The sequence below is a fragment of the Methylocella sp. genome (genome assembly GCF_041905455.1).
Classification (GTDB): domain Bacteria; phylum Pseudomonadota; class Alphaproteobacteria; order Rhizobiales; family Beijerinckiaceae; genus Methylocapsa.
Map to the genome: position 1 here is coordinate 44,280 of NZ_JAYRLA010000001.1, position 13,466 is coordinate 57,745.

13 protein-coding genes are annotated in these 13,466 nt (G+C 68.3%); 9 read left to right on the plus strand and 4 right to left on the minus strand.

Features of this window, described 5'->3' with window-relative positions; genetic code table 11:
• Positions 1-25 precede the first annotated feature (25 nt).
• Positions 26-1,108, plus strand: a complete 1,083-nt coding sequence (locus ACE3OG_RS00230; RefSeq protein ID WP_374304906.1) for a patatin-like phospholipase family protein — start codon at positions 26-28, stop codon at positions 1,106-1,108.
• A 10-nt stretch (positions 1,109-1,118) separates the two neighbouring features.
• On the opposite strand, the gene ACE3OG_RS00235 is transcribed toward ACE3OG_RS00230, so the two are convergent.
• The 4 genes from ACE3OG_RS00235 to aroQ are packed head-to-tail and all read right to left on the minus strand — an operon-like array spanning position 1,119 to position 3,886.
• Complete coding sequence (locus ACE3OG_RS00235; RefSeq protein ID WP_374304908.1) at positions 1,119-1,529, minus strand: GNAT family N-acetyltransferase; 411 nt, start codon at positions 1,527-1,529, stop codon at positions 1,119-1,121.
• A gap of 22 nt (positions 1,530-1,551) precedes the next feature.
• A complete protein-coding gene (gene accC / locus ACE3OG_RS00240) occupies positions 1,552-2,910 on the minus strand; it encodes an acetyl-CoA carboxylase biotin carboxylase subunit (RefSeq protein ID WP_374304910.1) in 1,359 nt (452 codons plus the stop codon).
• Positions 2,911-2,954: 44 nt separating this feature from the next.
• Positions 2,955-3,434, minus strand: coding sequence for an acetyl-CoA carboxylase biotin carboxyl carrier protein subunit (locus ACE3OG_RS00245; protein ID WP_374304911.1), 480 nt, complete (start codon positions 3,432-3,434; stop codon positions 2,955-2,957).
• 5 nt (positions 3,435-3,439) lie between these two features.
• Positions 3,440-3,886, minus strand: a complete 447-nt coding sequence (aroQ, locus tag ACE3OG_RS00250) for a type II 3-dehydroquinate dehydratase (protein ID WP_374304913.1) — start codon at positions 3,884-3,886, stop codon at positions 3,440-3,442.
• 312 nt (positions 3,887-4,198) lie between these two features.
• Here aroQ and ACE3OG_RS00255 point away from each other — a divergent pair, with 312 nt between their 5' ends.
• The 8 genes from ACE3OG_RS00255 to rpoB all read left to right on the plus strand — a co-directional run bounded on the left by ACE3OG_RS00255 (position 4,199) and on the right by rpoB (position 13,372).
• Positions 4,199-5,242 carry a hypothetical protein gene (locus tag ACE3OG_RS00255; protein WP_374304915.1) on the plus strand — a complete coding sequence of 348 codons (1,044 nt, stop codon included), beginning with the start codon at positions 4,199-4,201 and terminating at the stop codon, positions 5,240-5,242.
• Between the two features lie 154 nt (positions 5,243-5,396).
• On the plus strand, positions 5,397-5,588 hold the full coding sequence (gene secE, locus ACE3OG_RS00260; RefSeq protein ID WP_374304917.1) for a preprotein translocase subunit SecE: 192 nt from the start codon (positions 5,397-5,399) through the stop codon (positions 5,586-5,588).
• A gap of 28 nt (positions 5,589-5,616) precedes the next feature.
• On the plus strand, positions 5,617-6,147 hold the full coding sequence (gene nusG / locus ACE3OG_RS00265) for a transcription termination/antitermination protein NusG (RefSeq protein ID WP_374304919.1): 531 nt from the start codon (positions 5,617-5,619) through the stop codon (positions 6,145-6,147).
• A gap of 182 nt (positions 6,148-6,329) precedes the next feature.
• Entirely contained in the window at positions 6,330-6,758 is a 429-nt protein-coding gene (gene rplK / locus ACE3OG_RS00270) for a 50S ribosomal protein L11 (protein WP_374304921.1), read from the plus strand.
• A gap of 5 nt (positions 6,759-6,763) precedes the next feature.
• Entirely contained in the window at positions 6,764-7,465 is a 702-nt protein-coding gene (gene rplA, locus ACE3OG_RS00275) for a 50S ribosomal protein L1 (protein ID WP_374304923.1), read from the plus strand.
• A 573-nt stretch (positions 7,466-8,038) separates the two neighbouring features.
• Positions 8,039-8,554, plus strand: coding sequence for a 50S ribosomal protein L10 (rplJ, locus tag ACE3OG_RS00280; RefSeq protein ID WP_374304925.1), 516 nt, complete (start codon positions 8,039-8,041; stop codon positions 8,552-8,554).
• 57 nt (positions 8,555-8,611) lie between these two features.
• Positions 8,612-8,995: a 50S ribosomal protein L7/L12 gene (gene rplL, locus ACE3OG_RS00285; RefSeq protein ID WP_374304927.1), complete on the plus strand. Its 384-nt coding sequence runs from the start codon at positions 8,612-8,614 to the stop codon at positions 8,993-8,995.
• A gap of 246 nt (positions 8,996-9,241) precedes the next feature.
• Positions 9,242-13,372 carry a DNA-directed RNA polymerase subunit beta gene (gene rpoB / locus ACE3OG_RS00290; protein ID WP_374304929.1) on the plus strand — a complete coding sequence of 1,377 codons (4,131 nt, stop codon included), beginning with the start codon at positions 9,242-9,244 and terminating at the stop codon, positions 13,370-13,372.
• Positions 13,373-13,466 lie beyond the last annotated feature (94 nt).

The following is a 13,466-nucleotide window of genomic DNA, read 5'->3' on the forward strand; positions in this document are numbered from 1 at the left end:
CAAAGCGAAAGGGGAGCGAACGCCGATGAAGCTGGACAGACGTGATGTGCTCGGGCTCTCGGCGGGCCTGTCGGCGGCCTCGATCCTGCCCGCGCGCGCCGAGCCCGCGGAGTGCGGCCCGTCGGCGGACGAGGCGCTCGCCGCCTCCGTGTCGAACAGCCTTTTCGCCGACGACGGGCTCGCCCGCCCGGCGCCGGAGACGCCGGAAGTCTCCGACCTCGCGAGAGGGCTCGACCGGGCCATGGTGCTTGGCGGCGGCGGCGAATATTACGTCGCCTGGTACTGCGGCTTCTTCCATGGCCTGCTCGAACTGGGACTCGATCCGAACCTCGCCGACATCGTCGTCGGCACTTCGGCGGGCGCCTATCTCGGCTCCGCGCTGACCTCGGGCCATTTCCAGCACCTGCGCGACGCTTTCGATTTCTTCGGCCATTTTCCCGGCCTGTTCGCGAAGCTCGCGCCCGTCGCGCGGCCGAACGCCAGCCAGAAACGGGCCCAGGAGATCAATTTCCGCGTCAAGGACGGGAGCCCGGCGACGATCCGCACGATCGGCCACGCCGCGCTCGCGGCCGACAACCGGCTCAACGGCGACGGCGTCGAACGCCTCGCCTGGCTGCTGACCGACGACAGCCGGACCGACTGGCCGCCGGCCAAGATGTTCACCACCGCCAACGACTGCTACACCGGCGAGCGGCTCGTCGTCGGCCAGGCGGCGGCGCGGCGGAACGCGATTCCGCTCGCCCATGCGGCGGCGGCGAGCTCGTCGCTGCCCGGCGTCATCGGCCCGACGCTGCTCGGGCAGCGCTTCTGCATGGACGGCGGCATCGCGCGGACCTGGGCGCATGCGGACGTCGTCGCCGGAGCGAAAAGGGCGCTCGTCGTCACCCTGACCAACGGCTATGAGGGCAGCCTGCTCAGCGGCATCCCGCACGACGTCTTCAAGGAGGTCGCCGCGCTCGAGGCGGTGGGCACGAAGACGATGCTGATCATCGCCGGCACGCCGCCGGGCGTGAACCTCCTCGATCCGCGCCAGATCGAGCCGGCGCTGCGGGCGGGCTACGCGCGGGCGAAGTTCGAGGCGCCGGCGATCGGGAAATTCTGGGCCTGAGCCGGCGCGCTCAGCGCTCGCGCGGAAGCAGGAAGGCGTTGCGCGGCGCGTCCATGCCGATCGCCTCGTAGAAGCTCATCGCGTCCGGCGAGGACAGGAGCAGCAGCATCGACTGGGGGCCGGCCGCGCGGCGCGTCTCCTCGATCAGGCGGCGGCCGATTCCGCGGCGCTGGAAGGCGCGGTCGACGGCGAGGTCGGACAGGTAGCAGCAGTAGGCGAAATCGGTCAGCGCCCGCGCGAGGCCGACGGCCTCGCCGCTCCTGGCGTCACGCGCCAGCACGACGAGATTGGCGTTCGCCGCCATTTGCTCGACGCGCCCGCGCTCGGCGACCGGCCGCCGCTCCGCGAGCCCCGAGCGATGAAGGACCGACAGGAAGACGTCCGGGTCGAGACGCGGGACGACGGAATATTCGATCTCCATGCGCCGCGCTCCGGCTGTCGCGTCACTCGACCCCGTCCATGCCGCCCTCGGCGAGGAACTTCTCGAGCCAGTGGATGTCGTAGAGCCCGTTCTGGATGTCCGGGTTGCGCACCAGCGTCTGGAACAGCGGAATGGTGGTGTCGACGCCGTCGACGATGAACTCGTCGAGCGAGCGCCGCAGCCGCATCAGCGCCTCGGTGCGGGTGCGGCCGTGCACGATGAGCTTGCCGACGAGCGAATCATAGGTCGGCGGGATCGAATAGCCGGCGTAGACCGCGCTGTCGACGCGAACGCCGAGGCCGCCCGGCGGATGGTAGTAGTTGATCGTTCCGGGCGAGGGGCGGAAGGTCGCCGGATGCTCGGCGTTGACGCGGCATTCGATGGCGTGGCCGCTGAAGGAGACGTCCTGCTGCGTCAGCGTCAGGGCGGAGCCGGCGGCGATCTTGATCTGCTCGTTGACGAGGTCGACGCCGGTGATCATCTCGGTGACCGGATGCTCGACCTGGATGCGGGTGTTCATCTCGATGAAATAGAAGCGGCCGTCCTCGTAGAGGAATTCGATCGTGCCGGCGCCGGCGTATTTCAGCTCGCGCATGGCCGCGGCGCAGATCTCGCCGATCTCGACGCGTTGCGAGGTGTTCAGCGCGGGGGAGGGGCCTTCCTCCCAGACCTTCTGGTGGCGGCGCTGCAGCGAGCAGTCGCGCTCGCCGAGATGGATCGCGCCGCCGCGGCCGTCGCCCAGCACCTGCACCTCGATGTGGCGGGGCTTCTCGAGATATTTCTCGAGATAGACGCTGTCGTCGCCGAAGGCGGCTTTCGCCTCGAGCCTCGCCGCCTCGACGGCGAAGACGAGCTCGTCCTCGTCGCGCGCGACCTTCATGCCGCGTCCGCCGCCGCCCGCCGCCGCCTTGACCAGCACCGGATAGCCGATCTCCTTCGCCGCCGCCTTCGCCGTCTCGGCGTCGGCGAGCGCGCCTTCCGAGCCCGGCACGCAGGGGATGCCGAGCCGCCGCGCCGTGCGCTTCGCCTCGATCTTGTCGCCCATCAGGCGGATGTGCTCGGGGCTCGGGCCGACGAAGGCGATGTGATGCTCGGCGAGGATCTCGGCGAAGCGGGCGTTCTCGGCCAGAAATCCGTAGCCCGGATGCAGCGCCTCGGCGCCGGTGATCTCGCAGGCGGCGAGCAGCGCCGGGATGTTGAGGTAGGAGTCGCGCGCCGGCGGCGGCCCGACGCAGACCGATTCATCCGCGAGCTTGACGTGCATCGCCTCCGCGTCGGCCGTGGAGTGCACGGCCACGGTGGCGATTCCGAGCTCCTTGGCCGCGCGAAGAATGCGAAGGGCGATTTCGCCGCGGTTGGCGATCAGGATCTTTTCAAACATCGCGGGTCAGGTTTCCGGCTGCGGCGCGCGTCGCCAACTCGCGCTCATTCGATCACGAACAGCGGCTGACCATATTCGACCGGCGCGCCGTCCTCGATGAGGACGCGGGTGACCTGGCCGGAGCGCGGCGCGACGATCTCGTTGAACGTCTTCATCGCCTCGACGAGCAGGAGCTTGTCGCCCGCCTTCACCGCCGAGCCGATCTCGACGAAGGGGGGCGAATCCGGCGACGCGCGCCGGTAGGCGGTGCCGACCATGGGCGACTTGACGAGCCCGGCGACGTCGCCGATCGGCTCGGGCGTCGGGTCCGGCGCGGCTGCGGCGGGGACCACGGCCGGCGCCGGCGCGGGAGCCGCGACGCCGGACAGCTGGCGGGCGACGCGGACCTTGAGGTCGCCTTGGGCGAATTCGATCTCGCTGAGGCCGAGACGCGTCGCGATGCGCGCGAGCGCCTCGACGAGTTCGGTCTCGACGCCTCCCTTCGGCGCCGGCGGCGGCGCGCCCTTCTGGCCGGTGATCTTCATCTTCCTCATCTTTCGCTGTCGGCGGGACCGCCGAGAAGGGCCTCGAGCGCGAGGTCGTAGGAGCGCGCGCCGAAGCCCGCGATCACGCCGACCGCCACCGGCGCTATGAAGGAGCGGTGGCGGAAGCTCTCGCGCGCGTGGACGTTCGACAGATGCACCTCGACGACCTTCGTCCGCGCCCCCTTGATGGCGTCGGCGAGCGCGATCGAGGTATGGGTGAGGGCGCCGGCGTTGAGGATCACCGGCTCGCCCGCGAGCCCCGCCTCCTGCACCCAGTCGACGAGGTCGCCCTCGTGGTTGCTCTGCCGGAAGCGCAGCGCGACGCCGCGCGCCTCGCAAGCCTGCCCGAGCTTCCTCTCGATATCCGCAAGAGTCTGCGAGCCGTAAATCTCCGGCTCCCTCGATCCCAGCAGATTGAGGTTCGGCCCGTTCAGGCAGTGGACGGCGTTCATCAGGGACTCAGAGGACAGGCGAGCGCGACGACCGCGGGAGGCGCTTCCATAACCGGGTTCACAATGCAAGGGAAGCCCGCCGCGGCGCTCCGCCGGCCGCTTGCGCTCATGAATGCGCGGGCGCAAGTTTACACGCCCGCGGCCGGCCGCGCAGACGGCGCGAGCTTGGCCATTCGCCACGGGAGATTTTCGACTAAAGCGCGCGCCGGTCAAGGGACGATTGTAAAATTCGCGTGTGGCGGGCGCGTCGTCTTGAGCGGATATGGAAGCGGTTCATAATCCGGCGCGACTTCCGTCCGGGAGCGCGCGAACATGAGCGAGCCAGCTTTGACCAGGGCCGCCGCCGCGGCTTCGCATCCCATTCATATTCTAAATGAAATACCTGAAGAACAGCGCGCCGAGTTCGGCGTGCGGCCGTTCATGCTGCGGCATCGGCTCGGCGAAAGTCCGCTGTTCTCGCTGGAGGCGCTCGAGCGCGTCGCCGTGGCGGTCCAGACCGCCCAGATCGAAGGGCGCGCGCGAGACGCGCAGCTCAAGATCAGGTTCGACAAAGAGGACGCCGGCGACATGTCCTCCTGGAAGGCCAAGCGCTTCGTCACGCTGTCCGACGACGCCGGCTGGCGAGGGGAGATCGCCCGGCTTTTCGGCGAGCTCGCGACGGGCCGCGCGCGCTGGTCGATGATGATCTCCTTCGTCGACGAGATCGACGCCGATTTCCGCGAACTGGTCGACGAGCTGATCCTCGAGGCGGCCGGGGCGTGCGGCTTCAGGCGGAGCGACGTGACGCTGAGGGGCGCGACCGTGATCCTCTCCTCGCCCTGCGTCATCACCCCGTACCACGCCGATTATGAGCACAATTTCCTGTTCCAGATCCTCGGCGGCAAGGACGATCATCTCTACGACCAGAACGACCCGGCGATCATGCCGCAGGAGGTGATCGAAAGGTTCGGCTTCGGCGACCGCAGCGCCGCGAGCTACGGCCCGCACGCCGACGGCCGCGGAAAGCTGTTCCATCTCGAGCCCGGCGTCGTCGTCTACCAGCCGCCGCTCGCGCCGCATTGGCTCGAGAACGGCGACAACGCCTCGATCAGCGTCGCCATCTATTTCAGCACGCGCCGGCTGGACGATTTCATCCACGCGCATCAGGTCAACTGGTTCCTGCGCCGCGCCGGCCTGCATCCGCCGGCGCCTGACCTGAGCCGCGGCGTCGACCGCGCCAAGGCCGCTTTCATGCGCGCGCTGTCCGGCCGACGCGACCGCTACGACGCGCTGTTTCGCGGGGTGGAGCGGCTGAAGGCGCCGGGGCTCGCCGTGCGCGGCCTCGCGTCGTCGATGCGCGCCCGCCTCGCCGCCTGAGCGGCTGCCTCCAAGGCCGGTTGAAAAATTATGTTTACCGCGCGCCCGCCGGCCGCTATGAAGGGCGGCGCGGCGCGAGGCCTTCAGGCTTCGCGCCCTGTTTTTTTGCGCGCCCCGCAGCGATTAAGGCTTCGCGCGGCGAAGGTTTTGGAAGATGGCCAATCCGTTCCAGTTTCTGCAGGAGGTCCGCGTCGAGGCCGGCAAGGTCACCTGGCCGACGCGGCGCGAAACGCTGATCACGACCGGCCTCGTCATCCTGATGGTGCTGCTGGCCAGCCTGTTTTTCGTCGCGGTCGATCAGGCGCTGCGCCTGATCGTCACTCTGCTTATGAGCCTCGGCCACTAGCGCCCGACGGAGCCTGGAAGATTTCCCGATGAGCATGCGCTGGTACATCGTCCACGCCTATTCGAATTTCGAGAAGAAGGTCGCCGAATCGATCAAGGAGCAGGCCGGGCAGCGCGGCCTCGCCGCGAAGTTCGAGGAGATCCTCGTGCCGACCGAGCAGGTCGTCGAGGTGAGGCGCGGCCGCAAGATCGCCTCCGAGCGCAAGTTCTTCCCGGGCTACGTGCTCGTCAAATGCGACCTCTCGGACGACATCTACCACCTCATCAAGAACACGCCGAAGGTGACCGGCTTCCTCGGCGCCGACAAGAAGCCGATGCCGATCTCCGACGCCGAGGCGGAGCGCATCAAGGGACAGGTGGCCGAGGGCGTCGAGCGGCCGAAATCGTCCATCTCGTTCGAGATCGGCGAGACGGTGCGCGTCGCCGACGGGCCCTTCGCCTCCTTCAACGGCGTCGTTGAGGAAGTCGACGAGAGCCGCTCGCGGCTCAAGGTCGCCGTCTCCATCTTCGGCCGCGCGACGCCGGTCGAGCTCGAATACGCGCAGGTCGAGAAGGTCTGACGCTTTAGTTTCGCGGCGCGGCCGCGAGAGAGATCGGGCTCCGGCCCGAGCCCCGCGGCTGCGCCGCGGGCCGACGTGGAAGGCCGAGGGCTCCGCGCGCCACGCGGGCCTTGCGCCGCACCACGACCGCAACCGCCGCGCCCTGGCCGAAAAGGCCGGAGCCGGCTTGTAGGAGAAGCGAAATGGCGAAGAAGATCACGGGCTTCGTGAAGCTTCAGGTGCCGGCCGGGGCGGCCAATCCGTCGCCCCCGATCGGTCCCGCGCTCGGCCAGCGCGGCCTGAACATCATGGAGTTCTGCAAGGCGTTCAACGCGCGCACGGCGCAGATGGAGAAGGGCACGCCGATTCCGGTCGTCATCACGGCCTATGCGGACCGCTCCTTCACCTTCGAGATGAAGCTGCCGCCGGTGACCTATTTCCTCAAGAAGGCGTCGGGGATCGCGTCGGGCTCGAAGACGGCGGGCCGCGGCTCCGCCGGCAAGATCTCCCGGGAGCAGATCAAGGAGATCGCCGAGAAGAAACTGCCCGATCTCAATTGCGCCTCGGTCGAGGCGGCGATGAAGATGATCGAGGGCTCCGCCCGCTCGATGGGCCTTGAGGTTACGGGGTAAGCGCCATGGCTCACGTTGGAAAGCGCGTCAGGAACGGGCGCGAGGGAATCGACCGCGTCAAGCTCTACTCCGTCGTCGAGGCGATCAAGCTCGTCAAGGAGCGGGCCAACGCCAAGTTCGACGAGACGGTCGAGATCGCCATGAATCTCGGCGTCGACCCCAAGCACGCCGACCAGATGGTGCGCGGCGTCGTCAACCTGCCGAACGGCACCGGCCGCACGCTGCGCGTCGCGGTGTTCGCGCGCGGGGCGAAGGCCGACGAGGCGAAGGCCGCGGGCGCCGACGTCGTCGGGGCCGAAGACCTCGTGTCGACCGTGCAGGGCGGGACGATCGACTTCGACCGCTGCATCGCGACCCCGGACATGATGCCGCTCGTCGGCCGGCTCGGCAAGGTGCTCGGCCCGCGCGGCCTGATGCCGAACCCGAAAGTCGGCACGGTGACCATGGACGTCGCCGGCGCGGTGAAGGCCTCCAAGGGCGGCGCGGTCGAGTTCCGCGTCGAGAAGGCGGGCATCATCCAGGGCAGCGTCGGCAAGGCCTCCTTCGACGATGAGAAGCTGGCGCAGAACATCGCCGCCTTCGTCGACGCGGTGGTCAAGGCGAAGCCCGCCGGCGCGAAGGGGACCTATCTGCAGCGCCTCGCGCTGTCCTCGACGATGGGCCCCGGCGTCAAGGTCGATCCGGCGAGCGTGTCGGCGGGCGCGTGACGCCCTGAAGCGGGGCGCTCCGGCGCGCGTTTGAGGCGAATTACCGCTTGACAACATCGCGAATTTGACGACGCCCCGCGAAAGACGCTTGGCGCCGGCGTCGTCATCGTCTACATAGGGGGTTCGGAGCGCGTTCCTGAAGGACGCTCCGCACCCATAAAAGCTTCCGTGTCCGCGAGCCATTGTTGATCGAACGGTTCATCCTGTCCGCAATGAGGCCCGAAGACGCGGCGGATACGGCCGAAGGATAGGCGGCGACGCCTGTCCCTTCAGCCATGTCCTGTCCAAGACCGCCGGCGCCCGCGGCTTTCGAGCCAACGGCTTAATCTCTCCGGCGCCTTCCGGTTCTCCGGCGGGCGCAGGAGTCGCCGGCCGAGACGGGATGACGACAAAAATTCCGGATGCGGGGCTCGCCCCGTCGTCCTTCGATTTTGGTCCACTCCCCTCTGTCCGGAGCGGCTCGCCGCTCCGGGGACAGGCGCAGCGCCGCCCGCCGATCCGTCGGCGGCGCGGCATATGTAGCCGCGGGCCGCGTCTTTCCAAGGCGTCCGGCCCGCTCCAGGAGTACGCACTGTGGACAGAGCGGAAAAGAAGGAATGCGTCGAGGCGCTTTCCGAAGTCTTCAAAACGACTTCGGTTGTCGTCGTCGCGCATTATTCCGGGCTGACTGTGGCTCAGATGCAGGCGCTGCGCAAGCAGATGCGCGCCGCCGGAGCGTCCGTGCAGGTCGCCAAGAACCGTCTCGTCAAGATCGCGCTGGAAGGCTCCGACGTCGCCTCCATCGCCGGCCTCATGCGCGGCCCGACCCTGATCGCCTATTCGGCCGATCCGGTGGCGGCGGCCAAGGCGGCGGTGGCTTTCGCCAAGGACAACGACAAGCTCGTGATCCTCGGCGGCGCGATGGGCAGGACCGCGCTCGACGCCAACGGGGTGAAGTCGCTCGCGACGATGCCCTCGCTCGACGAGCTGCGGGCGAAGCTCGTCGGCCTCGTCCAGGCGCCGGCGACCAAGCTCGCCCAGCTCGCCAACGCCCCGGCGGCCAAGCTCGCGCGCGTCTTTGCGGCCTACGCCGACAAGGACGCGGCCTGAGGCCGCTCCGCTTGACCAGACCCTGCGAAACCCAATCGACCAATCGAAGGAAACATCATGGCCAATCTTGAGAAGATCGTCGAGGACCTCTCCAACCTGACGGTTCTTGAAGCCGCCGAGCTCGCCAAGCTGCTCGAAGAGAAGTGGGGCGTCTCGGCCGCCGCCGCCGTCGCCGTCGCCGCCGGCCCCGCCGCCGGCGGAGCCGCCGCCGCCGCCCCGGCCGAGGAGCAGACCGAGTTCACCGTCGTCCTCGCCGCCGCCGGCGAGAAGAAGATCGAGGTCATCAAGGAGGTCCGCGCGATCACCGGCCTCGGCCTCAAGGAGGCGAAGGATCTCGTCGAGGGCGCGCCCAAGCCCGTCAAGGAAGGCGTGGCCAAGGAAGAGGCCGACAAGATCAAGGCGCAGCTCGAGAAGGCCGGCGCCAAGGTCGAGCTCAAGTGATTTCAGCCGCTGCCGCGGCCTTGAAATGACGTGCGGCGGCGCCCTGGAGACGGGGCGCCGTCGAACTGTTGCCGGAGGGCTTCGTTCGGCCCTCGCGGCTTCGCGGAGGCGGCGCGCGCCCGCCGTCCGCCCCCGGGGCGAGAGCGCCCCGCGCGAGATTTCGAACGATCCCCGCGCCCGGCCGGGCCTGGCGCGGACGAGGCGGCCGCACCTCTGCGGCGCCGTTACGAAAGGTGCGAGAGCGACATGGCTCCTGTTTCTGCGCAGACGTTCAACGGCCGCAAGCGTGTCCGCAAATTCTTCGGCCATATCCGCGAAGTCGCGGAGATGCCCAATCTCATTGAAGTCCAGAAAGCTTCCTACGACCAGTTTCTCCTCGTCGACGAGCCGCAGGGCGGGCGTCCCGACGAAGGCCTGCAGTCCGTCTTCAAGTCGGTCTTCCCGATCTCCGACTTCTCCTCGACCGCCTCGCTCGAGTTCGTCAAATACGAGTTCGAGGCGCCGAAGTACGACGTCGACGAGTGCCGCCAGCGCGGCATGACCTTCGCCGCCCCGCTCAAGGTGACGCTGCGCCTCATCGTGTTCGACGTCGATCCCGACACCGGCGCGAAGTCGGTCAAGGACATCAAGGAGCAGGACGTCTACATGGGCGACATGCCGCTCATGACGATGAACGGCACCTTCATCGTCAACGGCACCGAGCGCGTCATCGTCTCGCAGATGCACCGCTCGCCGGGCGTGTTCTTCGACCACGACAAGGGCAAGAGCCACTCCTCGGGCAAGCTCCTGTTCGCCGCCCGCATCATCCCCTATCGCGGCTCCTGGCTCGACATCGAGTTCGACGCCAAGGACATCGTCTACGCGCGCATCGACCGCCGCCGCAAGATTCCGGCGACCTCGCTGCTCTACGCCCTCGGCATGGACGGCGAGGAGATCCTCTCGACCTTCTACCGCTCGATCCCCGTCACGCGCGACAAGGAAGGCTGGCGCCAGCCCTTCGACGCCGAGCGGCTCAAGGGCCTCAAGGTCAGCGTCGACCTCTATGACGCCGAGACCGGCGAGATCGCGCTCGAAGCCGGCAAGAAGCTGACCGCCCGCACGGCGCGCCAGCTCGCCGAGCGCGGCCTCAAGTTCCTGCGCATGCAGGACGAGGATCTTTACGGCCAGTATATCGCCGCCGACCTCTATGACCCCTCGACCGGCGAGATCTTCGCCGAGGCGGGCGACGAGATCACCGCGAAAAGCCTGCAGGTCCTGCTCGACGCAGGCTTCGAGGAGCTTCCGATCCTCGACATCGACCATGTCAACATCGGCCCCTACATCCGCAACACGCTGCACGTCGACAAGAACAAAACCCGCGAGGAGGCCCTGTTCGACATCTATCGCGTGATGCGTCCAGGCGAGCCGCCGACGCTCGACTCGGCCGAGGCGATGTTCCACTCGCTGTTCTTCGATCCCGAGCGCTACGACCTCTCGGCGGTCGGCCGCGTCAAGATGAACATGCGCATGGACCTCGACGCCGCCGACACCGTGCGCACCCTGCGCAAGGACGACGTCGTCGCGGTGATGCGCGCCCTCGTCGACCTGCGCGACGGCCGCGGCGAGATCGACGACATCGACCATCTCGGCAACCGCCGCGTGCGCTCGGTCGGCGAGCTCATGGAGAACCAGTACCGGCTGGGCCTCCTGCGCATGGAGCGCGCCATCAAGGAGCGCATGTCCTCGGTCGACATCGACACGGTGATGCCGCAGGACCTCATCAACGCCAAGCCCGCGGCGGCCTCGGTGCGCGAGTTCTTCGGCTCCTCGCAGCTCTCGCAGTTCATGGACCAGACGAACCCGCTCAGCGAGATCACCCACAAGCGCCGCCTCTCGGCGCTCGGGCCGGGCGGCCTGACGCGCGAGCGCGCCGGCTTCGAGGTGCGCGACGTGCACCCGACGCATTACGGCCGCATCTGCCCGATCGAGACGCCGGAAGGCCCGAACATCGGCCTCATCAACTCGCTCGCCACCTTCGCGCGCGTCAACAAGTACGGCTTCATCGAGGCGCCCTACCGCCGCGTGCGCGACAACCAGGTGACCGACGAGGTCGCCTATCTGTCGGCGATGGAGGAGAGCAAATATTACGTCGCGCAGGCCAACGCGCCGCTCGACGGCGCGGGCCGGCTCTCCGAGGACCTCGTCGTCTGCCGCCACGCCGGCGACGTGGTGATGGTTCCGCGCGAGCGCGTCGATTTCATGGACGTCTCGCCCAAGCAGCTCGTCTCGGTCGCCGCGGCGCTGATCCCGTTCCTTGAGAACGACGACGCCAACCGCGCGCTGATGGGCTCCAACATGCAGCGCCAGGCGGTGCCGCTGGTGCGCGCCGACGCGCCGCTCGTCGGCACCGGCATGGAGTCGGTGGTGGCGCGCGATTCGGGCGCGGCCATCGCCGCGCGCCGCACGGGTTACGTCGACCAGCTCGACGCGACCCGCATCGTCGTGCGCGCGACGGAGGAGGCCGATCCGAGCAAGCCCGGCGTCGACATCTACCGGCTGATGAAGTTCCAGCGCTCCAACCAGTCGACCTGCGTCAACCAGAAGCCGCTGGTGCGCGTCGGCGACTTCGTGCGCAAGGGCGACATCATCGCCGACGGCCCCTCGACCGACCTCGGCGACCTCGCGCTCGGCCGCAACGTCCTCGTCGCCTTCATGCCGTGGAACGGCTACAACTTCGAGGACTCGATCCTGCTCAACGAGCGGATCGTCAAGGACGACGTGTTCACCTCGATCCACATCGACGAATTCGAGGTGATGGCGCGCGACACCAAGCTCGGACCGGAGGAGATCACCCGCGACATTCCGAACGTCTCCGAGGAGGCGCTGAAGAATCTCGACGAGGCCGGCATCGTCTACATCGGCGCCGAAGTGCAGGCGGGCGACATCCTCGTCGGCAAGATCACGCCGAAGGGCGAGAGCCCGATGACGCCGGAGGAGAAGCTGCTGCGCGCCATCTTCGGCGAGAAGGCTTCCGACGTGCGCGACACCTCGCTGCGCGTGCCGCCGGGCGTCACCGGCACCATCGTCGAGGTGCGCGTGTTCAACCGCCACGGCGTCGACAAGGACGAGCGCGCGCAGGCGATCGAGCGCGAGGAGATCGAGCGGCTCGCCAAGGACCGCGACGACGAACTCGCCATCCTCGACCGCAACGTCTACGCCCGTCTCGCCGACGTGCTCGTCGGCAAGCAGGCGGTCGCCGGGCCCAAGGGCTTCAGGAAGGAGTCCGAGCTCACGCGCGAGACCCTCGACGAATATCCGCGCTCGCAGTGGTGGGCGTTCGCGATCGAGAACGACCAGACGATGGCCGAGCTCGAGGCGATGCGCAAGCAGTACGACGAATCGAAGAAGGGGCTCGAGAGCCGCTTCCTCGACAAGGTCGAGAAGCTGCAGCGCGGCGACGAGCTGTCGCCCGGCGTCATGAAGATGGTCAAGGTCTTCGTCGCGGTGAAGCGCAAGATCCAGCCCGGCGACAAGATGGCCGGACGCCACGGCAACAAGGGCGTCGTCTCCAAGATCGTGCCGCAGGAGGACATGCCGTTCCTCGCCGACGGCACGCCGGTCGACATCGTGCTGAACCCGCTCGGCGTGCCGAGCCGCATGAACGTCGGCCAGATTCTCGAGACGCATCTCGGCTGGGCCTGCGCCGGCCTCGGCAAGCAGGTCGCGGCGGCGGTCAACGCCTATCAGCGCGACCGCGGCGCCGAGCCCTTGCGCGAAAAACTCATCGAGATCTACGGCGAGGCGGCGAAGGGCCAGCTCGACGCGCTCGAGGACGAGGCGGTGGTCGAGATCGGCGAGAACCTGCGCCGCGGCGTGCCGATCGCGACGCCGGTGTTCGACGGCGCCCATGAGCACGACATCGTCGAGCTCCTGGGGCGCGCCGGGCTCGATCCTTCGGGGCAGGTGACGCTCTATGACGGGCGCACGGGCGACGCCTTCGACCGCAAGGTGACCGTCGGCTACATCTACATGCTGAAGCTGCACCACCTCGTCGACGACAAGATCCATGCGCGCTCGATCGGCCCCTACAGCCTCGTCACGCAGCAGCCGCTGGGCGGCAAGGCGCAGTTCGGCGGCCAGCGCTTCGGCGAGATGGAGGTCTGGGCGCTCGAGGCCTATGGCGCGGCCTACACGCTGCAGGAGATGCTGACGGTGAAGTCGGACGACGTCGCCGGCCGCACCAAGGTCTATGAGTCGATCGTGCGCGGCGACGACGCCTTCGAGTCCGGCATCCCCGAGAGCTTCAACGTGCTCGTCAAGGAGATGCGCTCGCTCTGCCTCAACGTGGAGCTGACCACGGCCGAGAAGCTGGCGCCGCCGGCGGAGGCCGCCGAGTAACGCGCAGGACGCGGCGGCGCGGGCTGTTCCCGCGCCGCGCGCCCTTTTCGATTTTCCGGCGCGGGCAGGGCCCATCGTTCAGGCGCCCGCCCGC